Below are 17,527 nucleotides of genomic sequence, written 5' to 3'. Positions count from 1 at the left end.
GCCACTAGGGTATACCTCAAGAACATTCTCTGCCTCTATACAATTCAGAATTTTTATATACATTTACACAAAATATTTCACACTCTCTTTTTTTTTGAGGGAATTGTTGCTAAATGGATCATCAAAAAATAGTCAATCAATTGATTGGCTATTTTTGATGATATGAATAATTGGGTTTCATGTTTTGTTTAATTATTTATTTTGCGGTGTGGGCGAACCGTGAACAAATAGTGTTTTAAGTATCCTGAACTATACATCAAGATAGCAGCGACAAATCCAATTATTAACAAGACTAATAATGATGACATGGTGGTACTCGATCCATTATGGAAATACAAAGTATTTGTTAGTGTTTGCATGCTAAATCGCATTGGAACCCAACTGTAAATTCCCTTTCGGTACAAAGGATCAAGGGTTTCCGGTGCATAAGATATCACGGCAATTGCTAGGAGCCAGACTACGAGTACTAATGGGTAGACAAAAAATCCAAACCAATCCAGGGCACACGTTATAATAAGATAAAAGACAAAGATACTAATAAACATTAATCCGATAAAGTTAATTGGGTTTGGAATTGTTAGGTTAAAGCATACATTAACAAATAAGAACGCAACTGTTGCTGAAAGAATACTTGCTACCAAACCGGTAATTAGTTGACTAGTTATTGTTGTAGCATTTAAAAATTTTGAAGCGCTTCTTTTTGAATGTTCGCGCCATAAAATAAGAGAGGGAATTAAAGCGCTAAACCACGCCAATGCCACTAGAAGCATGGGTGCTGTGCCATTAACCGTGTTCTTTTCAATTTTATTAGACTCATGAGTAGATACACTAATAGGGGTCGAAACCAAATCCCAAGATTTTGCGGATAAATTAATCTTATTTTTACTAAGAACACTTTGTTGCTGTGCGCTAATTCGTGATGAAAGCGCATTTGCAATCTGAGGAAGTGCTTGGGATAGCAATTGCGATATTTGAGCATTCATTCCTTGATTAATACTGATCTTAATCTGTGCAGGGTGAACGGGTTTCTGTGTAACAAATTTAGCTTGAAGCAATTGTGATTTTGCAGAATCTGGTAATTCCTCCTTTTTTTGAAGAGTAGTGAGCTTTTGGCTAATAATTTGGGCCTTTAGCGATTCATTTTGCTGCTGTAACTCTTTTGAAAATCCTGATCTAATAATGAAAGCCCCATAATACTTTTGATCATTAAAACCATCTTTTTGTGGAGATACCCATTTGATTTTTGAATCTTTTCCATTGAATTTCTTTCGCAACTTACTTTCAATTTTATTGCTGAGAGTTCCTTTGTCTTCGTTGACAAGTGCTACAGGAATTTGTTTTACTTTGACAGAGTTACGTATGCCAATGAAGGCAAATGAAACTATTCCAATAATTGCTCCAACAAGCAATAATGCTAACCAATATCTTTTACTACGAATTACATCGAACATCTGATATTCCTCCCTTTTAAGCTCAGTACTAATAATAGTGGACATTATTTTGGAAAGACATAGACAACTTTTTTTGAAACGTCACTTAGGCATACAAAATGTTATTTGTGTATACTTAAGTTACATATGGATCTATACTGATGTTTGGAGAAAAGGAGGAACTTATGACTGATTTAAGAAATAAGAGAACAGAAATGTTAATTGAAAATTCTTTTATACAATTAGTAAGACAACAGGGATTTAATAATGTATCGGTAATTGATATCTCTAATAAAGCCTTGATCAATCGTCAGACATTTTATAGGCACTATCAGGATAAGTATCACTTGGCCGCGAAAATGATTCAGGATTTTGTGTCGACTTATGATTCAGTATTGAAGAAAAGAAGTAATTTAAATAAACAAAATCAAAACTTTTTGAGCATTACATCCATATTGGCACCTGATATAAAAAATCTTTTAATCAAACAACGTGAAAAGATTTTAGCATTGCGCTCTATTCAATTGGATAGCAAAGATTTGAGTAGTGAGATAAAAAGGGTTTTAAGAAACAATCTTGTAAGTATGCTGGAGGAAAAACCTGATAAGTTTGAAATGTCATTATTAACTTCACTTATTCTGGGTAGTTTTAATTACCTAATTGATGAACAAGAATTGCCTGATACAAGTCAAATACAACATGCAATTACAGGAATCCTTTGTTTGCTAAGCTAAACCTGAATTATTCATATAAATCCCAAAATTTACGACAGTTACTGTAGTATCAACGTTGTCTAATGTTTTCACTTTTCACCTGTTGGGTGATAAAAAAAGAACCCCAATCTGTTAGATTGAAGTTACCACAACCATCAATCGAAGAGAGGGATTCCAATGTTTAGCGTTCCGAAAATTCATCTAGAAAGCAACCAGCAAGTGATTTTAACACATGATGGTGGGCATTTATTGACATAAGAGCATTTAGGGAAAGTAGAATCTTTCTATTTTCAATAAGTTAACGTGACGGCCACTAGGGTATACCCTAGTGGCCGTTTTTATTTCTGTGCTATACTAGGAATTACAAGTGTTCATTAGAACTGTCCAAAAGGAGAATTGGAAATGGCTAAAATCGGTTATGCGCGTGTGAGTTCCAAGGAGCAACATTTAGATCGACAGTTAGCGGCTTTAAAAGACGTTGATAAATTATTTACGGATAAATTAAGTGGGGCTAACACTAATCGGCCAGAACTGCAAAAAATGCTGGCCTATATTCGTGAGGGTGATATTGTAATGGTCACTGAATTAGATCGCTTAGGCAGAAACAACCATGATTTGACTAAGATCATGAACTCCATTCAAAATAAGGGTGCCACCCTAGATGTGTTGAATTTACCGTCCATGACAGGGATTGCTGACCCCAATTTACGTCAACTCATGACCAACCTCATTATTGAACTTTATAAATACCAAGCTGAAAGTGAACGTAAGCGGATCATTGAGCGTCAGCAACAAGGGATTTCCCTAGCTGTCAAGGGCAGTTTAAAAATGTAGGTTTTCGGCAGAAAGAAATGTAGGTTTTCGGCAGTTACTTGAGGCCACGTAATCGGTAAGATTTACCAGTGATCTTCACTACGTGAACATGATGAACCAAGCGATCGAGAATGGCTGCTGTCACAGTTGGGTTCTGGAAAATATCAACCCAAGCGGATAGATCACTATTGCTGGTAATGATCGTTGAATGCTTTTCATAGCGGGCATTGACTAGCTGAAATAAGAGGTTAGCTTCTTGGTGACCAATTGGCAAATACCCAATTTCATCAATAATTAATAGGTCATAGCGCGAATAGCGGCTTAGAGATCGATCAAGCAGTCCTTTTTCGTAAGCTGCTCTCAATCTAATCAACAGCTCATGACAATTAATAAAGAGAACCCGACAGCCCTGTTTACAGGCCTCAATCCCAATACTAATTGCCAAGTGGGTTTTACCGACTCCCGGATTGCCAATAAAGATTAAGTTTTCAGACTTTTCCATAAAAGCCAGATTCTGGAATTCCAGAACCTCTTGGCGATTCATACTGGGTTGAAAGCTAAAATCAAATGTATCTAGGGATTTTGTATTGGGGAACCGAGCACGGCCAATGGCCCGTGCAATCTGACCTTCGTGTCGATTCTGGAGTTCCGAATTAGTTAAATCAATTAGCGCCTCAGTTAATGACAGATTATCAGTGTGAATTTGATCAAGGTAATTCGGCAAGTATTCACGGATTTTGTTTAACCCTAAGCGCTCAAGATTATTTAAAAGAATTTGATTATTAGTGGTCATGGTAGCCTCCTATAAGTTGTCGTAATCAGTCATATGTTCACGAATGTAAGCTGAAATGTCTTCATCTGTCCGCCCTTTAAGCAAATCAGATTTGAGGATATTGAACTGATCTTGGGGGTCATAATTCAGCGAATTGGTAGTTATGGAGTGCGTACGAATTTCTTCTCCGTTATAATAAATGTGAATGCGCTGCTCATCATTGGAGATTTCAACAGCAACCGTACAACCAATGTATCGCGGATCTACTGAGTACTTACATTTGCGGAAATTGATCATGGCCTCCTTCGAAACGACACGGGTAATGTTTTCTTCGAAGTATGGTTCAAGGAGATTAACTGGAACGCGATGAAGGTACTCTTTTTCTTCGTCTAACCATTTCAGGTACGGGACTTCGTCCGTGGCCTGCGAAGTTTCATGATTTAGATCATCTCGGAGCATATGAACTAGTTCGATTAGCTCAGTTCCATCAGCAAATTCAGTATTGTATGGCCGTAAACGTTCAACCGTGCGAGCAAGGGCTTCAACTGCACCTTTAGTTTGTGGTCTGAATGGTCGACAAGCAATTGGTGTGAAACCGGCATCTTTACAGAATTCGTGGAACCGTTCGTTAAAGACAGCGTGGCCAAACTGGGATTTTGTATGATCCACAACGGTTTTCATATTATCAAACCAGATTTCCGTCGGAATACCTCCGGTATGAAGGAAAGCGTCGTGTAAGCAAGAAAAGAGGGTATCTTGGCTCCGATCAAAGGTTAGTGTCATATATTTGAGTTTTGAATAAGGCAATACATACAAGAAAATATTGAATTTAAACAGCTCACCCTCGCTGCTCACTAGGGCCATTTCTTCTTTCCAGTCAACTTGAGCAGAGAGACCAGGGGAATGTTCAATCCGAATGGTAGCTTTCTTAACTCGTTCTCGGCGGGTTTGGCGACAATAATCTTTCACGAGGGTATAGCTGCCGGTAAAGCCCTTCTTCTGGATAAATTTAAAAATTGAAGCAGCCGAACAATTTAGTTCAAGCTTTGAATCGATGGTTTGCTTGAATGGATCCAGTAAACTTGGCCGTTTCGGTCGACCACTTGGTCGGCCCTTAAGTCCAGCTTTGACTTCCTCATAGGCTTTCTTAACGGTTCGATAATCAACATTATATTGCCGGGCAATCTCGGCGAAGTTAGGCTTAATATTTTCAGTCACGTAAATCGTCACTCCTTCTCTTAAATCACGTCTCACATCAAATTCCTCCTACACTCTGATGTGATTCATGATACAAAAAATGTAGGAAAACCAACAGTTCTAACCTGCCGTTTTCCTACATTTTACGGGTGCCTTTTACACCTAGCCAAACAGCAGGGCAAATATCATGGTCGCAAGCCTCAATACGCTGAAGATGATCCCCGTTTGTTACATGCCTTTAAACTTTATCAAAACGGTATGAGCGATGTGGATGTGGCTCGAAATACTGGGATTAAGCGGACAACCTTTATTCGGTATCGAAAGAAATTCAGTGTGTATAGATAAATTTCTCATTAAATAAGCAGGGCAGTGAAGAAAAAATTTAAATAGGAGTGAAATAACAGATATATGGAAATAAAAGAGAGCGTAAAATATCATGTGTAAATGCATAAAAGATTTCTGAATTGTATAGAAATAGGGAATGCCTTCCCTTATGATATTTAGTAACCACAGAAAACATCACAGGAGGCATTCCCCATGAATGAACTTACCACAGAAATTATCGCTGCACTAGCCCAAAAGCAAGATTTGGACGAAGTTTTTCGTCACCACCTCGAAATTGCGATTAACCAGCTGCTTCAAACCGAATTGGCAGAGTTTTTGGGTTACGAACGCTACTCATACGCTGGGATTAACACTGGTAATAACCGCAACGGCAGTTATGAGCGCTCGTTTGATACGAAGTACGGCCAACTTAACTTAACCATTCCTCGAGATCGCAATGGCCGGTTTGAAAATCATATCTTGCCAGCCTACGGTCGGCACAGTGATAATTTAGAAACAACGGTCATTCAGTTGTATACCAAGGGAATTACCACTGCTGAAATTGCCGAACTCATTGAGAAAATGTACGGTGCTCACTACTCCAAAGCCACGGTTTCCAACATGACTAAAGCCGTCAATGAACAGGTTCAAGCTTTCCAGCAACGTCGACTGGCTTCACAATATGCGGCCATCTTCTTAGATGCCACTTACTTGCCGTTAAAGCGGGATACCGTTCAAAAAGAAGCCGTTCATATTGCGATTGGCATTCGTCCAGATGGTACGAAAGAAGTGCTGAACTACCAAGTGGCGCCAACGGAATCGACTGGAATCTGGACTGAGCTGCTGGGAACCTTGATCAAGCAGGGCGTTAAAGATGTGCTGTTGTTTGTGGCCGATGGGTTAGTTGGTTTGGATGAAGGCTTGAATCGGCATTTCCCTAAAGCCAAACGACAACGTTGCCTGGTTCATGTTGGGCGGAATCTGATGAACAAAGTTCGCGTAAAAGACCGCAAGGCCGTGATCAGTGACTTTAAACAAGTTCATCGGGCCGCCAACCGTGAAGCAGCCGAACTGAAACTGAATGAGTTCGCCAACAACTGGCATCAGACCTATCCCAAATTAATCAAAGATCTGCTTAAAATGCCGAATTTACTCACTCTCATGGACTTTCCACCAGCTATCCGGCAATCACTATACTCCACTAACCTGATTGAGAACTTTAATAAGCATCTCAAGCGCACCACCCACCACAAAGAACAATTTCCAACGGAAGATTCACTGGATCGCTTCCTGGTTTCTCAGTTTAATGTTTATAACGAGAAGTCTCTGAAGCGGATCCACCGAGGGTTCAAAGGACTCCAGGACACCTTGGAAGCATCATTTATTTAAGTTAGATACATATTATATGTACGAAGGCATTTCATTTACACAAGATTCTTGACGCTACCTGTTTTGTATGCTTCCAAAATATTTGGGAATCCCCAACCTTTCACGACTGCAATTGGCTCAGCAGACATCAGCAGTATTCGATTACTAAATGGTGCAAAAGGTGTTGGCATTTCTGTCTCTGAGAATCTATCAATTGTGATCATCGATTGGACAGAATTAACCCAATTAGCACGTCCTATTTTAGCACCTGTGCAGTAAAAATTTACACAGATGGATGAATTAGCTATTACGGCTCTCGTTGATCACATACAACAACGCATACCGTAACTTTTACCGATATCACACTCAAGCAGGGCAATACGGTGGCAAATGTTAATTAAAACAACAAAAGAGTGTCAGTGTTTTTATGTGGTAGATTGCAAATTTAATCCGAATTTTTGGACAAATTGGTCAGCATAACCTGATACGGTGTTTTCCAGTCAAGTATTTTAAGCGGTCTCTGGTTAATTTGGAGTAACGTCGTCGTTAAATCTTGAGCACTAATGTGCTCAAAACGAGTCCCCTTAGGATAAAAATAACGTAAATTCCGATTAAAGCGTTCATTACTACCACGTTCAGCTGGCGTATAAGCATGACAGTAATAGGTCTTAATACCATATTGTGATTCAAATGATACTAGCCCACTAAACTCAGTACCACGGTCCACAGTAAAACTGTGCACCGGTCCATTAAAAGTTGTTAGGAACTTAGTCAGTGCTTCATTAACACTCGCTGTCGTTCGGTCCTTTAACCGATATGCCCAAAGGAACCGTGATTTGCGATCGATTAAAGTTAATAAAACTGCCTTACTATGCCCACGAGGGCCAACGACGGTATCTAGTTCAAAATCACCGATGCGATTACGTTGATTAATCATCATGGGACGCTGTTCAATCGATCGCCCCAAAGATTGATTATATTTGGATCGTTGGTCAACGTTACGCCGTTGGCGTACGCCATGTTCAGGTAGATCATTCAAGGAGAAACCAATTCTCCCCTGATTTAGCCAATTATAAATAGATTTAGTCGCTAGTTTAAATTCGTGAGCAATCATTCCTGGTGACCAGCTTAGATGTAAATGGTTGAGAATTGTTTGCTTTAACTCATCGCTCAGCTTAGTTTTCCGACCACATCGTGATCGCTTGTATTCGGCATCTGTTTGTGCTAATTCAGCCTGATAAGGTTGACATCGAGATAATTCATAAGAAATTGTTGACGGTGATCGGTTCAGCCGAACGCCCATTTGGATATTGGACAGCCCTAGTTCACAAAAGGTTTCGATTTTAATTCGTTCGGAATAGGTTATACTAGACAAAAGATCAGCTCCTAAAAGATGGGTTTGTTGTAAACACCATTTTAAAGGAAGCTGATCTTTTTTGTCCGAACAGCGTTCGGATTAATTTTACAATCTACTATGTACTGACACTCTTTTTAGTTATCTATTGCATTTTAGCTTCAATATTTGCTAATGTCACTTCTGAAGTAGACTCAAAATTCAGATCCGCTCCTGACAACACATCTGAAATACCAACTGCTAGTGATGTTTCACCTGCGCCATTGATTGAGGAAATTCCAGCAGCTGAATCTTCCAATCCAATGACATTTTCTGGATCTAAATGTAAGACTTCCGCAGCACGAACGAAGATTTCAGGATCAGGTTTCCCCTTTGTCAAAGTGGCGGGATCAACAATGCCAACAAAATATTCGGTCAATCCCAAATGATCTAGAATCATTGGTGCGTTTTTAGAAGCTGAAGCTACCGACATTTTATAGCCGGCTGCCATAGCTGATTGAATGAAATCTTTCATGCCAGGTAAAACATCATCTTCCGTCAATGTTGAAATGAGTTGTTGATAATTATGATTTTTCTTTTCTGCTAATGCTTCTTTATCTGCTTGAGAAAAATCATCGGCATGATCCCCAGCATCCAAAATCATTTGCAAGGAAGCCATGCGACTGATGCCCTTCAAACCTTCAGCCAATTCTGGTGTCCAAGTTGTGCCAACCTCATCAGCTGTTTGATGCCAAGCTTCACCATGAAAGCGCGCCGTGTCAGCAATAACGCCATCTAAATCAAAGGCAAAACCTTTAATATCTGAAAATTTAGCCATTTTTATTTATCCTCGCTTTTTTTAATTTGGTAAGTTACAGTATATGTTTTTGTTTCATTTGCTGGCAAAACAATATCACCAAAGCCTTCATGATTAACCGCATCAGGCAAGGTCTGCATCTCAATAGCAAGCGCTGTTTTAATGTCACTGCTATCGTCAGGATTGGCAGTGAATACAACCACACCATTGCGATCTGAATCCACTGTCAAGGTCAAACTTTCATCGGGTGAAGTTAGTCCTACTCCCTCCCCTTGACGGCTGGGATCTAATACCCAAGCATCATCGTAATGCTCTTGTCCCAAGGCATGCAAATGCGCAAAATCAAATTTTGTATTTTGATTATCAATCACGTTACCGGTTGGAATCATGTGATTATCAACTTCAAGATGTTGACGTGATGCAATTTGTAATTTATGCTGACTGATATCTTGATCCTTACCAACTAAATTAAAGTAGACATGCGTCATTGGATTGAACAATGTATTCTCGGTTGAAACGCCACTAAATATAATGTCTAAACGATCTTCATCGTCCAATCGATAGGTCACTTGGGCAGCTAATTGTCCGGCGAATTCATCATCAAAAGTACGTGTGAAATTAATTTCCGCCGCTGTACCCAAATTTCTTGTTTCACCGTGCCAATTAACCGCATCAAAGCCATTAATGCCAGAGTGTAAAACATTGCCATGATCATTTGGCGTTAATGTAAAATGTGCCCCATTAATATCATAATCAGTTTTTGATAGACGACCACCAACACGACCAATTGTATTTCCAAAATGGAATGGATTATCTAAATACGCGGCTAAATCATCAAATTGGACTAACAATTCTTGTTTGACACCATCACGTTCAACGGAAAACGATTGCCAAGTTGCCCCGTATGAAATTGCAGTAATCTGTGTGTGCTTGATATTTTCTAGGGTAAACGCCGTCACGACTTTTCCGTCAGGTAATTGCCCAAAATCCTTCTCTACTACTTTCATGATATCCTTTCCTGCTATACAGCAAATGAGCGATTCCTCGCTCATCATCATGCTTATTACTTACTCAATTCAACAGGCTTACCGGCAACATCAATCGTAATTGGTTCGCCATCAATTAACTTGAAGTGGGAACCATCCTGATCAACGTCGACTTCAATTAAACGATCACGGAAGACTTGTCTAAATGAATAGTGTGACCATTTCTTCGGCAGGAATGGTGCGTAATGCAACTTGCCGTCGCGAACCCGCATCCCAGCGAATCCTTGGACCACCGCAATCCAGCCGCCGGTCATCGCCGTAATGTGCAGGCCATCAACGGTATCGTTGTTGTAGTTGTCCAGATCAAGTCGTGCTGTTCGTTCATAAAGTTCAACGGCTTTTTCTTCATAGTGAAGGTCAGCAGCCAACACGGAGTAAATGGCAGGTGACAAGCTTGACTCATGCACGGTGTATTGCTCATAGAAATCAAAGTTGGATTTCTTCTGTTCCGGTGTAAAGTCATCAATGAAGTCCCAGATACCCTGCAGTACATCCCCCTGCTTAATGTAAGGGGAGCGCAAAATCTTGTCCCATGACCAGTTCTGGTTCAATGGTAATTGATCTGCAGGAATTTCTGATACCGGCTTGAGATCTTTATCGAGGAAGCCATCGTGTTGAACGAAGATGTTGAGATCTTTGTCATATGGCAGATACATGTTGTCGACAATGTCTTGCCAATGCTTCTTTTCATCTTCACTAACATTCAGCTTCTTAGCTTGTTCGGGTGAAACTTCCTTAAGAATCTGAAGCGTGTATTTCAACGTCCACTGGGCCAGAATGTTGGTATACCAGTTATTATCAACGTTGTTTTCATACTCATCAGGGCCAGTCACGCCATGAATCATGTAATTCTTGTTTCGCTGGCTGTAGTGAACCCGGTCTGCCCAGAAACGGGAAATTTCGGTCAAGACTTTTGAACCTTCGTTTAGAACATACGAAGTGTCGCCGGTGTAACGGGTGTAATTGTAAATGGCAAAAGCAATATCGCCATTTCGGTGAATTTCCTCAAAAGTAATTTCCCATTCATTATGACACTCGATTCCGTCAAAAGTGACCATTGGGAACAGGGCACCCTTGAGTCCCTGCTGTTTGGCGTTATGGTACGCACCGTCCAACTGCTTGTAACGATACATCAAGAGGTTGCGGGTTACCTTAGGATCGGTAATTCCCAGGTAGACAGGCACCGCAAAGGCCTCGGTATCCCAGTAGGTAGCACCACCGTACTTCTCACCAGTGAAGCCTTTAGGGCCGATGTTCAAGCGTGAATCCTCACCATAGTAGGTGGAGAAGAGTTCGAACAAGTTGAAACGGATTCCCTGTTGGGCTTCGGTGTCACCATCAATGACGATGTCAGATTTGTTCCAGCGATCGGCCCAGACCTGCTCATGAGCTTCAAGCAGTTCATCGTATGACTGGCCGGCAACCTTGTCGCTTAATTGATGCATGGCGTCAGTTAAAGCAGCTTGAGTATCATAATCTCTGGAAGTCACAATGATCACGCGCTTTTCAAGTTGAGCAGATTCATTGGGTGCCAAGACACCGGTGAATTCGTTGACAACTTCTTTTTCACTGGGTTGAGCCACTTTGTCAGCAGTCAAATCCGTGACGTTACGCATTTCCATTCCGGAAGTGAACCGGGGTGTCCCAAACGGGTTCGGGGTTGTTTCGGCAAGGACATTGCCTGAATCAGTCCCCTGTTCAGTTGAGAGAACCTCCCAGAACCGTTCGTCGTAGTTGGCGCCCTCGTTCTTAACGTCACCGTCGATAGCGGAATCAATCACCAGATCCACTTTATTTGAGCCGACGTTTTGAACGCGCACCCGCTGAACGGACAATTCCGGCTGGGCAACGCTCAAGAAACGAACAAATTCGACTGCCACCTTGGCATCACCTTTGGTAACCGTAAACGAGCGGGTTAACAAGGCTTTTTTCATATCAAGATTGAGTTCGAAATCACTGAACTGGTCTTTGGCCAGGTCGATGGCTTCACCATTAATTTTAATGTGCATCTTGATGAAATTAACCGCGTTAACAACTTTCCCAAAGTAATCGGGATAACCGTTCTTCCACCAGCCAACTCGGGTCTTGTCCGGATACCAGACACCACCAAGATAGATGCCGTTTAAGGTGTCGCCACTGTAATCTTCCTCGAAGAATCCGCGCATCCCCATATAACCATTTCCTAGGCTGGTCATGGATTCTTGAAGCCGTTTGTCTTCTGGCTTGAAGTCATGAGTCACAATGTTCCAAGGCGTCACTTCAAAAGTTCTTTTCATAAATAAACGTCCTTTCTATGCTTTGTAAGTTTCTTTGATAAATCCAACTGAGGCTGCACCCAGGGCCATGATGAGGCCGGCCAACAAGAACATATTTGGCTGAGCGTTACCCAATAATGGGAATAAGCCAAAGCTGGCAAGTGAGGCAACAATTTGTGGCAGGCAAATTGAACCGTTGAACAGTCCAAGATAAGTCCCCATATGTTCACCAGACAGGGCGTTGGTAACCATCGTTAATGGATTTGGTTGCAGCTGCGCTACTTTGTTCATCCATTTCATATTCCTCCAATTCAAAATATCGTATTAATAATAGCGTTTACTTTTTGTATTATGGCACCTTTTGGCAGAGGTTGCAAACGGTTGCATGAAATTAATTGAGCATGGTAGATTGCAAATTTAATCCGAATTTTTGGACAAATTGGTCAGCATAACCTGATACGGTGTTTTCCAGTCAAGTATTTTAAGCGGTCTCTGGTTAATTTGGAGTAACGTCGTCGTTAAATCTTGAGCACTAATGTGCTCAAAACGAGTCCCCTTAGGATAAAAATAACGTAAATTCCGATTAAAGCGTTCATTACTACCACGTTCAGCTGGCGTATAAGCATGACAGTAATAGGTCTTAATACCATATTGTGATTCAAATGATACTAGCCCACTAAACTCAGTACCACGGTCCACAGTAAAACTGTGCACCGGTCCATTAAAAGTTGTTAGGAACTTAGTCAGTGCTTCATTAACACTCGCTGTCGTTCGGTCCTTTAACCGATATGCCCAAAGGAACCGTGATTTGCGATCGATTAAAGTTAATAAAACTGCCTTACTATGCCCACGAGGGCCAACGACGGTATCTAGTTCAAAATCACCGATGCGATTACGTTGATTAATCATCATGGGACGCTGTTCAATCGATCGCCCCAAAGATTGATTATATTTGGATCGTTGGTCAACGTTACGCCGTTGGCGTACGCCATGTTCAGGTAGATCATTCAAGGAGAAACCAATTCTCCCCTGATTTAGCCAATTATAAATAGATTTAGTCGCTAGTTTAAATTCGTGAGCAATCATTCCTGGTGACCAGCTTAGATGTAAATGGTTGAGAATTGTTTGCTTTAACTCATCGCTCAGCTTAGTTTTCCGACCACATCGTGATCGCTTGTATTCGGCATCTGTTTGTGCTAATTCAGCCTGATAAGGTTGACATCGAGATAATTCATAAGAAATTGTTGACGGTGATCGGTTCAGCCGAACGCCCATTTGGATATTGGACAGCCCTAGTTCACAAAAGGTTTCGATTTTAATTCGTTCGGAATAGGTTATACTAGACAAAAGATCAGCTCCTAAAAGATGGGTTTGTTGTAAACACCATTTTAAAGGAAGCTGATCTTTTTTGTCCGAACAGCGTTCGGATTAATTTTACAATCTACTTGTTATCAATGATTTTAAACGTCATCATATGGTTAATTCCGCTTCGACGCGTGCCTCGTTAGTCAATTTAGTGGCTGTGATATAATAGTAGAGGTTGCTCATAGTCTTGAGCGACGTTTTATATGAAATTCGTATTCAATTACTTAACTCCAGTGGAGGATATGTTTACATGAGTAAAATTCTTGTTGTTGATGATGAAAAACCAATCTCTGATATTATCAAATTCAACCTTGAAAAAGAGGGCTACGACGTTGTCACGGCGGCTGATGGCGAAGAAGCAATCGCCAAAGTTGATGATGAACAGCCAGATTTGATATTGCTTGATTTAATGTTGCCTAAAATTGATGGGCTGGAAGTTGCCCGTCGTGTTCGAACTAAGTACACCACGCCAATTATTATGGTTACAGCCAAGGATTCTGAAATCGATAAGGTTTTGGGCTTGGAACTGGGTGCCGATGATTATGTTACGAAACCATTCTCAAACCGTGAGCTGGTTGCCCGTGTGAAGGCCAATTTACGCCGGCAGGATACAGTGGTTAAAAACTCTGCCGCTGCGGAAAATGAATCCAACTCAATTGAAGTCGGCGATCTAAAAATCGATCCAGATGCCTACATGGTGTCCAAACGTGGGGATGACATTGAATTGACCCACCGTGAATTTGAGTTGTTGTACTACCTTGCCCAGCACATCGGTCAGGTTATGACACGTGAACACTTGTTACAAACGGTCTGGGGCTATGACTACTTTGGTGATGTCCGGACCGTCGATGTTACGATGAGACGATTGCGTGAAAAAGTTGAAGATACACCAAGTCACCCAGCTTGGTTAGTTACCCGCCGGGGTGTCGGCTATTACTTACGCAACCCAGAAACAGATTAAGTTAAAAACTAGGAGCAGTTTGGATTGTGAACAAAAAGATTCGTTTTTTCCAATCAATTAATTTTAAAATTGCGCTCATTTTTGCCCTGATGCTATTGATTACGCTGGAAGTCGTCGGGGCTTTTTTCGTACGCCAATTGGAACAGCAGAACTTGAGTACGTTTAGACAGCAGATTCAATTGTCAGCCTATATTGATAATTCATTATCTGACCAGTTGATGCGCAGCAATACTACAGCTGCCAATACGAGAATCCGTAGCATCTTATCGGAAGTGAATAACGCGAACATCACTGAAATTCGCGTTATCGATAACAAAGGAACAGTCCGTGGTACCAGTAATGTCAACGATCAAACGATTGTTGGTCAGAAGACCACGGATAGTAACGTTAAGAACGCAATTTACAATAACCGGTCCTATCAACGAGATGTTTACGATGCCCGTGATAATAATCGGTACTATGTTTCGATTGTGCCATTGTTAAGCTCCTCCGGTAATAACGGGAATACGCTGGTTGGGGTGCTTTACATTCGTGCCTCACTAGAAGGTGTTTATCAGAACATTAATAACATCACGTTGATTTACCTATCTGCGGCGGCGGTCGCTATCATTTTAGGTTTGATTATGTCGATAGTTATTTCCCGGGCAATAACCCGCCCAATTGACGAAATGAAGCGGCAAACGGTTCAAATTGCGCAAGGTGACTATTCTGGTCAAGTGCGTGTCTATGGAACTGATGAGCTGGGTCAATTGGCCAGTGCGGTTAATAACCTTTCCGTGCGTGTTGAAGAAGCGCAGGAGTCCACAGAAGCTGAACGACGCCGGTTGGATTCGGTGCTGGCCCATATGAGTGACGGGGTCATCGCCACTGATCGACGCGGAAACATTAATATCATCAACTCGGCAGCTCGCGACTTCTTGAATGTCGATGAAATAGAAGCAGAAGGCACATCTATCCTAGATATTTTGCATATTCGTGATCAGTATACGCTCCGGGAGTTGCTGGAAAGCCAGGATGAGGTCGCTCTTGATTTATCAGAAGAGGGTCGTGACCTGATCTTGCATGCGACGTTCTCGCTGATTCAACGTGAATCTGGGTTCATTTCAGGCCTGGTTTGTGTTCTTCATGATGTAACTGAACAGCAGAAGGAAGACGAAGACCGTAAGCAGTTTGTTTCGAATGTTTCTCACGAATTGCGGACACCGTTAACCTCCGTCCGCTCATACATCGATGCTTTAGTCGATGGCGCTTGGGAAGATAAAAAAGTCGCACCTGGTTTTTTGAAGGTCGCTCAAGATGAAACGGAACGGATGATCCGGATGGTCAATGATCTGTTAGCCCTTAGCCGAATGGATTCTGGAACCACTAAACTTGAAATGGAAACGGTCAATTTGAACGAACTGTTCAACTATATTTTGAATCGTTTTGACATGATGATAAAAACGGATGACAATCCTGAAAAGCATTATCGAATTGAGCGTGACTTTACCGACAAAGACTTATGGGTTGAAATCGATACTGATCGGTTTACACAAGTGGTCGATAATATCATGAACAACGCAATCAAGTACTCGCCAGATGGTGGTGTGATTACTTGTCGTTTACTAGAGACGCATAACCAGGTCATCATGAGTATTTCCGATCAGGGATTAGGTATTCCACATAAGGATCTGACCCACATCTTTGACCGATTTTACCGAGTTGATAAGGCCCGTTCCCGTGCTCAAGGTGGTACAGGACTAGGACTAGCCATCTCGAAGGAAGTTATTCAGATGCTGGGCGGTCGAATCTGGGTTGATAGTACCGAAGGCAAGGGCTCCACGTTCTATATTTCACTGCCATTCGAGCAATTTGAGGAGGATGACTGGGATGTGGACTAGACTAAGAAATGGTTTATTACCGGTCGCACTAACGTTGTTGATCGGACTCAGTATTGTTTTATCACTATTAATTTGGATTAATCCGGCCCGTTTTGATCGTGCTAGGACCGCTACTTCGTCGACCCGGTCGACTCATTCAACAGTATCGACCCGGTCCATTGATGATATTTACTTGCCAACGCAGGTAATCGTGACGGATTCGCACGGACACGCTGAATCAATTTATAATGGCAAATTCTATAATTAATCCGAACAGAAATTAAAAAGCCCAAAGTAATCACTTACAATGGTAGTAGCTAATTCCAACCAATATAGGGAGTGATTACTTTGGGTACATCTACTTTATCACGTTTTCAACGTGGCGCACTAGCACAACTGGTCAATGAGGGGAATAAATCTTACCAAGTAATGGCTGACGCCTTAGGCGTCGCCAAAGCTACGATTAGCTATGAGTTGGACCGGGTTAAACCTTATGATCCAGAATTAGCTCAGCAAGATGCAGATCGCAAAAGGCGGAATTGCGGTCGTCGTTCGATGCTGACGGCAGCATTAGCGACTTTAATTACCAATCACTTACGATTAACCTGGTCACCAGAAACCATTGCGGCCGCTTATAACTTGAGCACTGCGTCAATTTATAATTGGCTTAATCGTGGCTGGCTCCCCTTCAAATTGACTGATCTACCCAATCGGAATGTCCGCCAGCACCGAGTGAGCGAAAATCGTGGGAAATTTACAAGTGGGACTTCCATCGAACAACGGCCAACAACTGTTAATCAACGATTAGCTTTTGGTCATTGGGAAGTAGATACGGTGCTTTCTAGTCGAAGTGAGTCACGATCATGTCTGGTTACATTCGTAGAACGTAAGACCCGACTTCTATGGGCCATCAAAGCCCCTAATAGAACGGCTAAGGCTCTAAACACCGCCTTTGGCAAGTTTATGGGGGCCTTCGGTCCCCAAGTAAAATCCATTACTGTTGATCATGGTAAAGAGTTTGCCAATTATCAGGCCTTAGAACAGGATTATCAGATCAAAGTTTATTTTTGCCATCCATATTCACCATGGGAGCGAGGTTCCAATGAATATTTTAATAGACGGTTACGCTGGTTCTTCCCGAAAAAGACCAATTTTAGCCAAGTAACGACTGATGAGATCCTAGCAGCACTTGAACTAATTAATCAACGACCATTAAAAATACATCATCAACAGACTGCCATTGAAAGATTCCGGGCTTGTTCGGATTAAACTTG

Annotated in this window: 14 protein-coding genes and 3 pseudogenes; 8 read left to right on the top strand and 9 right to left on the bottom strand. The window is 41.5% G+C overall.

The window, feature by feature from the left end; translation table 11 throughout:
• Nucleotides 1-188 precede the first annotated feature (188 nt).
• Nucleotides 189-1,451 (bottom strand): ABC transporter permease, encoded by a 1,263-nt coding sequence (locus ABUE36_RS13795; RefSeq protein ID WP_421016940.1) that lies wholly within the window; start codon nucleotides 1,449-1,451, stop codon nucleotides 189-191.
• Between the two features lie 164 nt (nucleotides 1,452-1,615).
• Here ABUE36_RS13795 and ABUE36_RS13790 point away from each other — a divergent pair, with 164 nt between their 5' ends.
• Entirely contained in the window at nucleotides 1,616-2,164 is a 549-nt protein-coding gene (locus tag ABUE36_RS13790) for a TetR/AcrR family transcriptional regulator (protein WP_046870786.1), read from the top strand.
• 381 nt (nucleotides 2,165-2,545) lie between these two features.
• Nucleotides 2,546-2,953, top strand: a pseudogene (locus ABUE36_RS13785) (recombinase family protein); the annotation flags it as partial.
• Between the two features lie 58 nt (nucleotides 2,954-3,011).
• Here ABUE36_RS13785 and istB read toward each other — a convergent pair.
• On the bottom strand, nucleotides 3,012-3,749 hold the full coding sequence (istB, locus tag ABUE36_RS13780) for an IS21-like element helper ATPase IstB (protein WP_014386885.1): 738 nt from the start codon (nucleotides 3,747-3,749) through the stop codon (nucleotides 3,012-3,014).
• A gap of 9 nt (nucleotides 3,750-3,758) precedes the next feature.
• Nucleotides 3,759-4,982 (bottom strand): IS21 family transposase, encoded by a 1,224-nt coding sequence (istA, locus tag ABUE36_RS13775; protein WP_003555353.1) that lies wholly within the window; start codon nucleotides 4,980-4,982, stop codon nucleotides 3,759-3,761.
• Nucleotides 4,983-5,087: 105 nt separating this feature from the next.
• Here istA and ABUE36_RS13770 point away from each other — a divergent pair.
• Nucleotides 5,088-5,270: pseudogene (locus tag ABUE36_RS13770) on the top strand (helix-turn-helix domain-containing protein); the annotation flags it as partial.
• Nucleotides 5,271-5,462: 192 nt separating this feature from the next.
• Entirely contained in the window at nucleotides 5,463-6,638 is a 1,176-nt protein-coding gene (locus tag ABUE36_RS13765; RefSeq protein ID WP_065928825.1) for an IS256 family transposase, read from the top strand.
• Nucleotides 6,639-7,062: 424 nt separating this feature from the next.
• Here ABUE36_RS13765 and ABUE36_RS13760 read toward each other — a convergent pair whose 3' ends face one another.
• The 6 genes and pseudogenes from ABUE36_RS13760 to ABUE36_RS13735 all read right to left on the bottom strand — a co-directional run bounded on the left by ABUE36_RS13760 (nucleotide 7,063) and on the right by ABUE36_RS13735 (nucleotide 13,415).
• Nucleotides 7,063-7,992 carry an IS30-like element ISLpl1 family transposase gene (locus ABUE36_RS13760; protein WP_096109805.1) on the bottom strand — a complete coding sequence of 310 codons (930 nt, stop codon included), beginning with the start codon at nucleotides 7,990-7,992 and terminating at the stop codon, nucleotides 7,063-7,065.
• A gap of 124 nt (nucleotides 7,993-8,116) precedes the next feature.
• Complete coding sequence (gene pgmB / locus ABUE36_RS13755) at nucleotides 8,117-8,788, bottom strand: beta-phosphoglucomutase (RefSeq protein ID WP_065928826.1); 672 nt, start codon at nucleotides 8,786-8,788, stop codon at nucleotides 8,117-8,119.
• Nucleotides 8,789-8,790: 2 nt separating this feature from the next.
• Nucleotides 8,791-9,774, bottom strand: coding sequence for an aldose epimerase family protein (locus tag ABUE36_RS13750; protein WP_065928827.1), 984 nt, complete (start codon nucleotides 9,772-9,774; stop codon nucleotides 8,791-8,793).
• A gap of 56 nt (nucleotides 9,775-9,830) precedes the next feature.
• Nucleotides 9,831-12,089 (bottom strand): glycoside hydrolase family 65 protein, encoded by a 2,259-nt coding sequence (locus tag ABUE36_RS13745; protein ID WP_065928808.1) that lies wholly within the window; start codon nucleotides 12,087-12,089, stop codon nucleotides 9,831-9,833.
• 15 nt (nucleotides 12,090-12,104) lie between these two features.
• A pseudogene (locus ABUE36_RS13740) lies at nucleotides 12,105-12,332 on the bottom strand (MFS transporter); the annotation flags it as partial.
• Between the two features lie 153 nt (nucleotides 12,333-12,485).
• The gene (locus ABUE36_RS13735; RefSeq protein WP_096109805.1) at nucleotides 12,486-13,415 is read right to left on the bottom strand and encodes an IS30-like element ISLpl1 family transposase; all 930 of its coding nucleotides are present in this window, start codon (nucleotides 13,413-13,415) and stop codon (nucleotides 12,486-12,488) included.
• Between the two features lie 268 nt (nucleotides 13,416-13,683).
• Here ABUE36_RS13735 and yycF point away from each other — a divergent pair, with 268 nt between their 5' ends.
• From yycF to ABUE36_RS13715, 4 genes are all read left to right on the top strand, one after another.
• Nucleotides 13,684-14,394, top strand: a complete 711-nt coding sequence (yycF, locus tag ABUE36_RS13730; protein ID WP_017262496.1) for a response regulator YycF — start codon at nucleotides 13,684-13,686, stop codon at nucleotides 14,392-14,394.
• A gap of 26 nt (nucleotides 14,395-14,420) precedes the next feature.
• Nucleotides 14,421-16,274 (top strand): cell wall metabolism sensor histidine kinase WalK, encoded by a 1,854-nt coding sequence (gene walK, locus ABUE36_RS13725; RefSeq protein ID WP_017262497.1) that lies wholly within the window; start codon nucleotides 14,421-14,423, stop codon nucleotides 16,272-16,274.
• Nucleotides 16,264-16,521: a hypothetical protein gene (locus tag ABUE36_RS13720; RefSeq protein ID WP_421016939.1), complete on the top strand. Its 258-nt coding sequence runs from the start codon at nucleotides 16,264-16,266 to the stop codon at nucleotides 16,519-16,521. The genes walK and ABUE36_RS13720 overlap by 11 nt, the downstream gene beginning before the upstream one ends.
• 80 nt (nucleotides 16,522-16,601) lie before the next feature.
• Nucleotides 16,602-17,522, top strand: coding sequence for an IS30-like element ISLsa1 family transposase (locus tag ABUE36_RS13715; RefSeq protein ID WP_011373852.1), 921 nt, complete (start codon nucleotides 16,602-16,604; stop codon nucleotides 17,520-17,522).
• Nucleotides 17,523-17,527: the final 5 nt, after the last annotated feature.

Source organism: Furfurilactobacillus cerevisiae (genome assembly GCF_048961765.1).
In the GTDB taxonomy this organism is placed as follows: domain Bacteria; phylum Bacillota; class Bacilli; order Lactobacillales; family Lactobacillaceae; genus Furfurilactobacillus; species Furfurilactobacillus milii_A.
The sequence above is the reverse complement of the archived record's forward strand: the minus strand, read 5'-3'. Positions and strand labels throughout refer to the sequence as shown.

Excerpts from the sequence above, each read along its gene's own strand:
- ABUE36_RS13745 (WP_065928808.1), bottom strand. The coding sequence starts at position 12,089 with ATGAAAAGAACTTTTGAAGTGACGCCTTGGAACATTGTGACTCATGAC.
- ABUE36_RS13795 (WP_421016940.1), bottom strand. The coding sequence starts at position 1,451 with ATGTTCGATGTAATTCGTAGTAAAAGATATTGGTTAGCATTATTGCTT.
- ABUE36_RS13750 (WP_065928827.1), bottom strand. The coding sequence starts at position 9,774 with ATGAAAGTAGTAGAGAAGGATTTTGGGCAATTACCTGACGGAAAAGTC.
- yycF (WP_017262496.1), top strand. The coding sequence starts at position 13,684 with ATGAGTAAAATTCTTGTTGTTGATGATGAAAAACCAATCTCTGATATT.
- ABUE36_RS13720 (WP_421016939.1), top strand. The coding sequence starts at position 16,264 with ATGTGGACTAGACTAAGAAATGGTTTATTACCGGTCGCACTAACGTTG.
- istB (WP_014386885.1), bottom strand. The coding sequence starts at position 3,749 with ATGACCACTAATAATCAAATTCTTTTAAATAATCTTGAGCGCTTAGGG.
- ABUE36_RS13765 (WP_065928825.1), top strand. The coding sequence starts at position 5,463 with ATGAATGAACTTACCACAGAAATTATCGCTGCACTAGCCCAAAAGCAA.
- ABUE36_RS13790 (WP_046870786.1), top strand. The coding sequence starts at position 1,616 with ATGACTGATTTAAGAAATAAGAGAACAGAAATGTTAATTGAAAATTCT.
- pgmB (WP_065928826.1), bottom strand. The coding sequence starts at position 8,788 with ATGGCTAAATTTTCAGATATTAAAGGTTTTGCCTTTGATTTAGATGGC.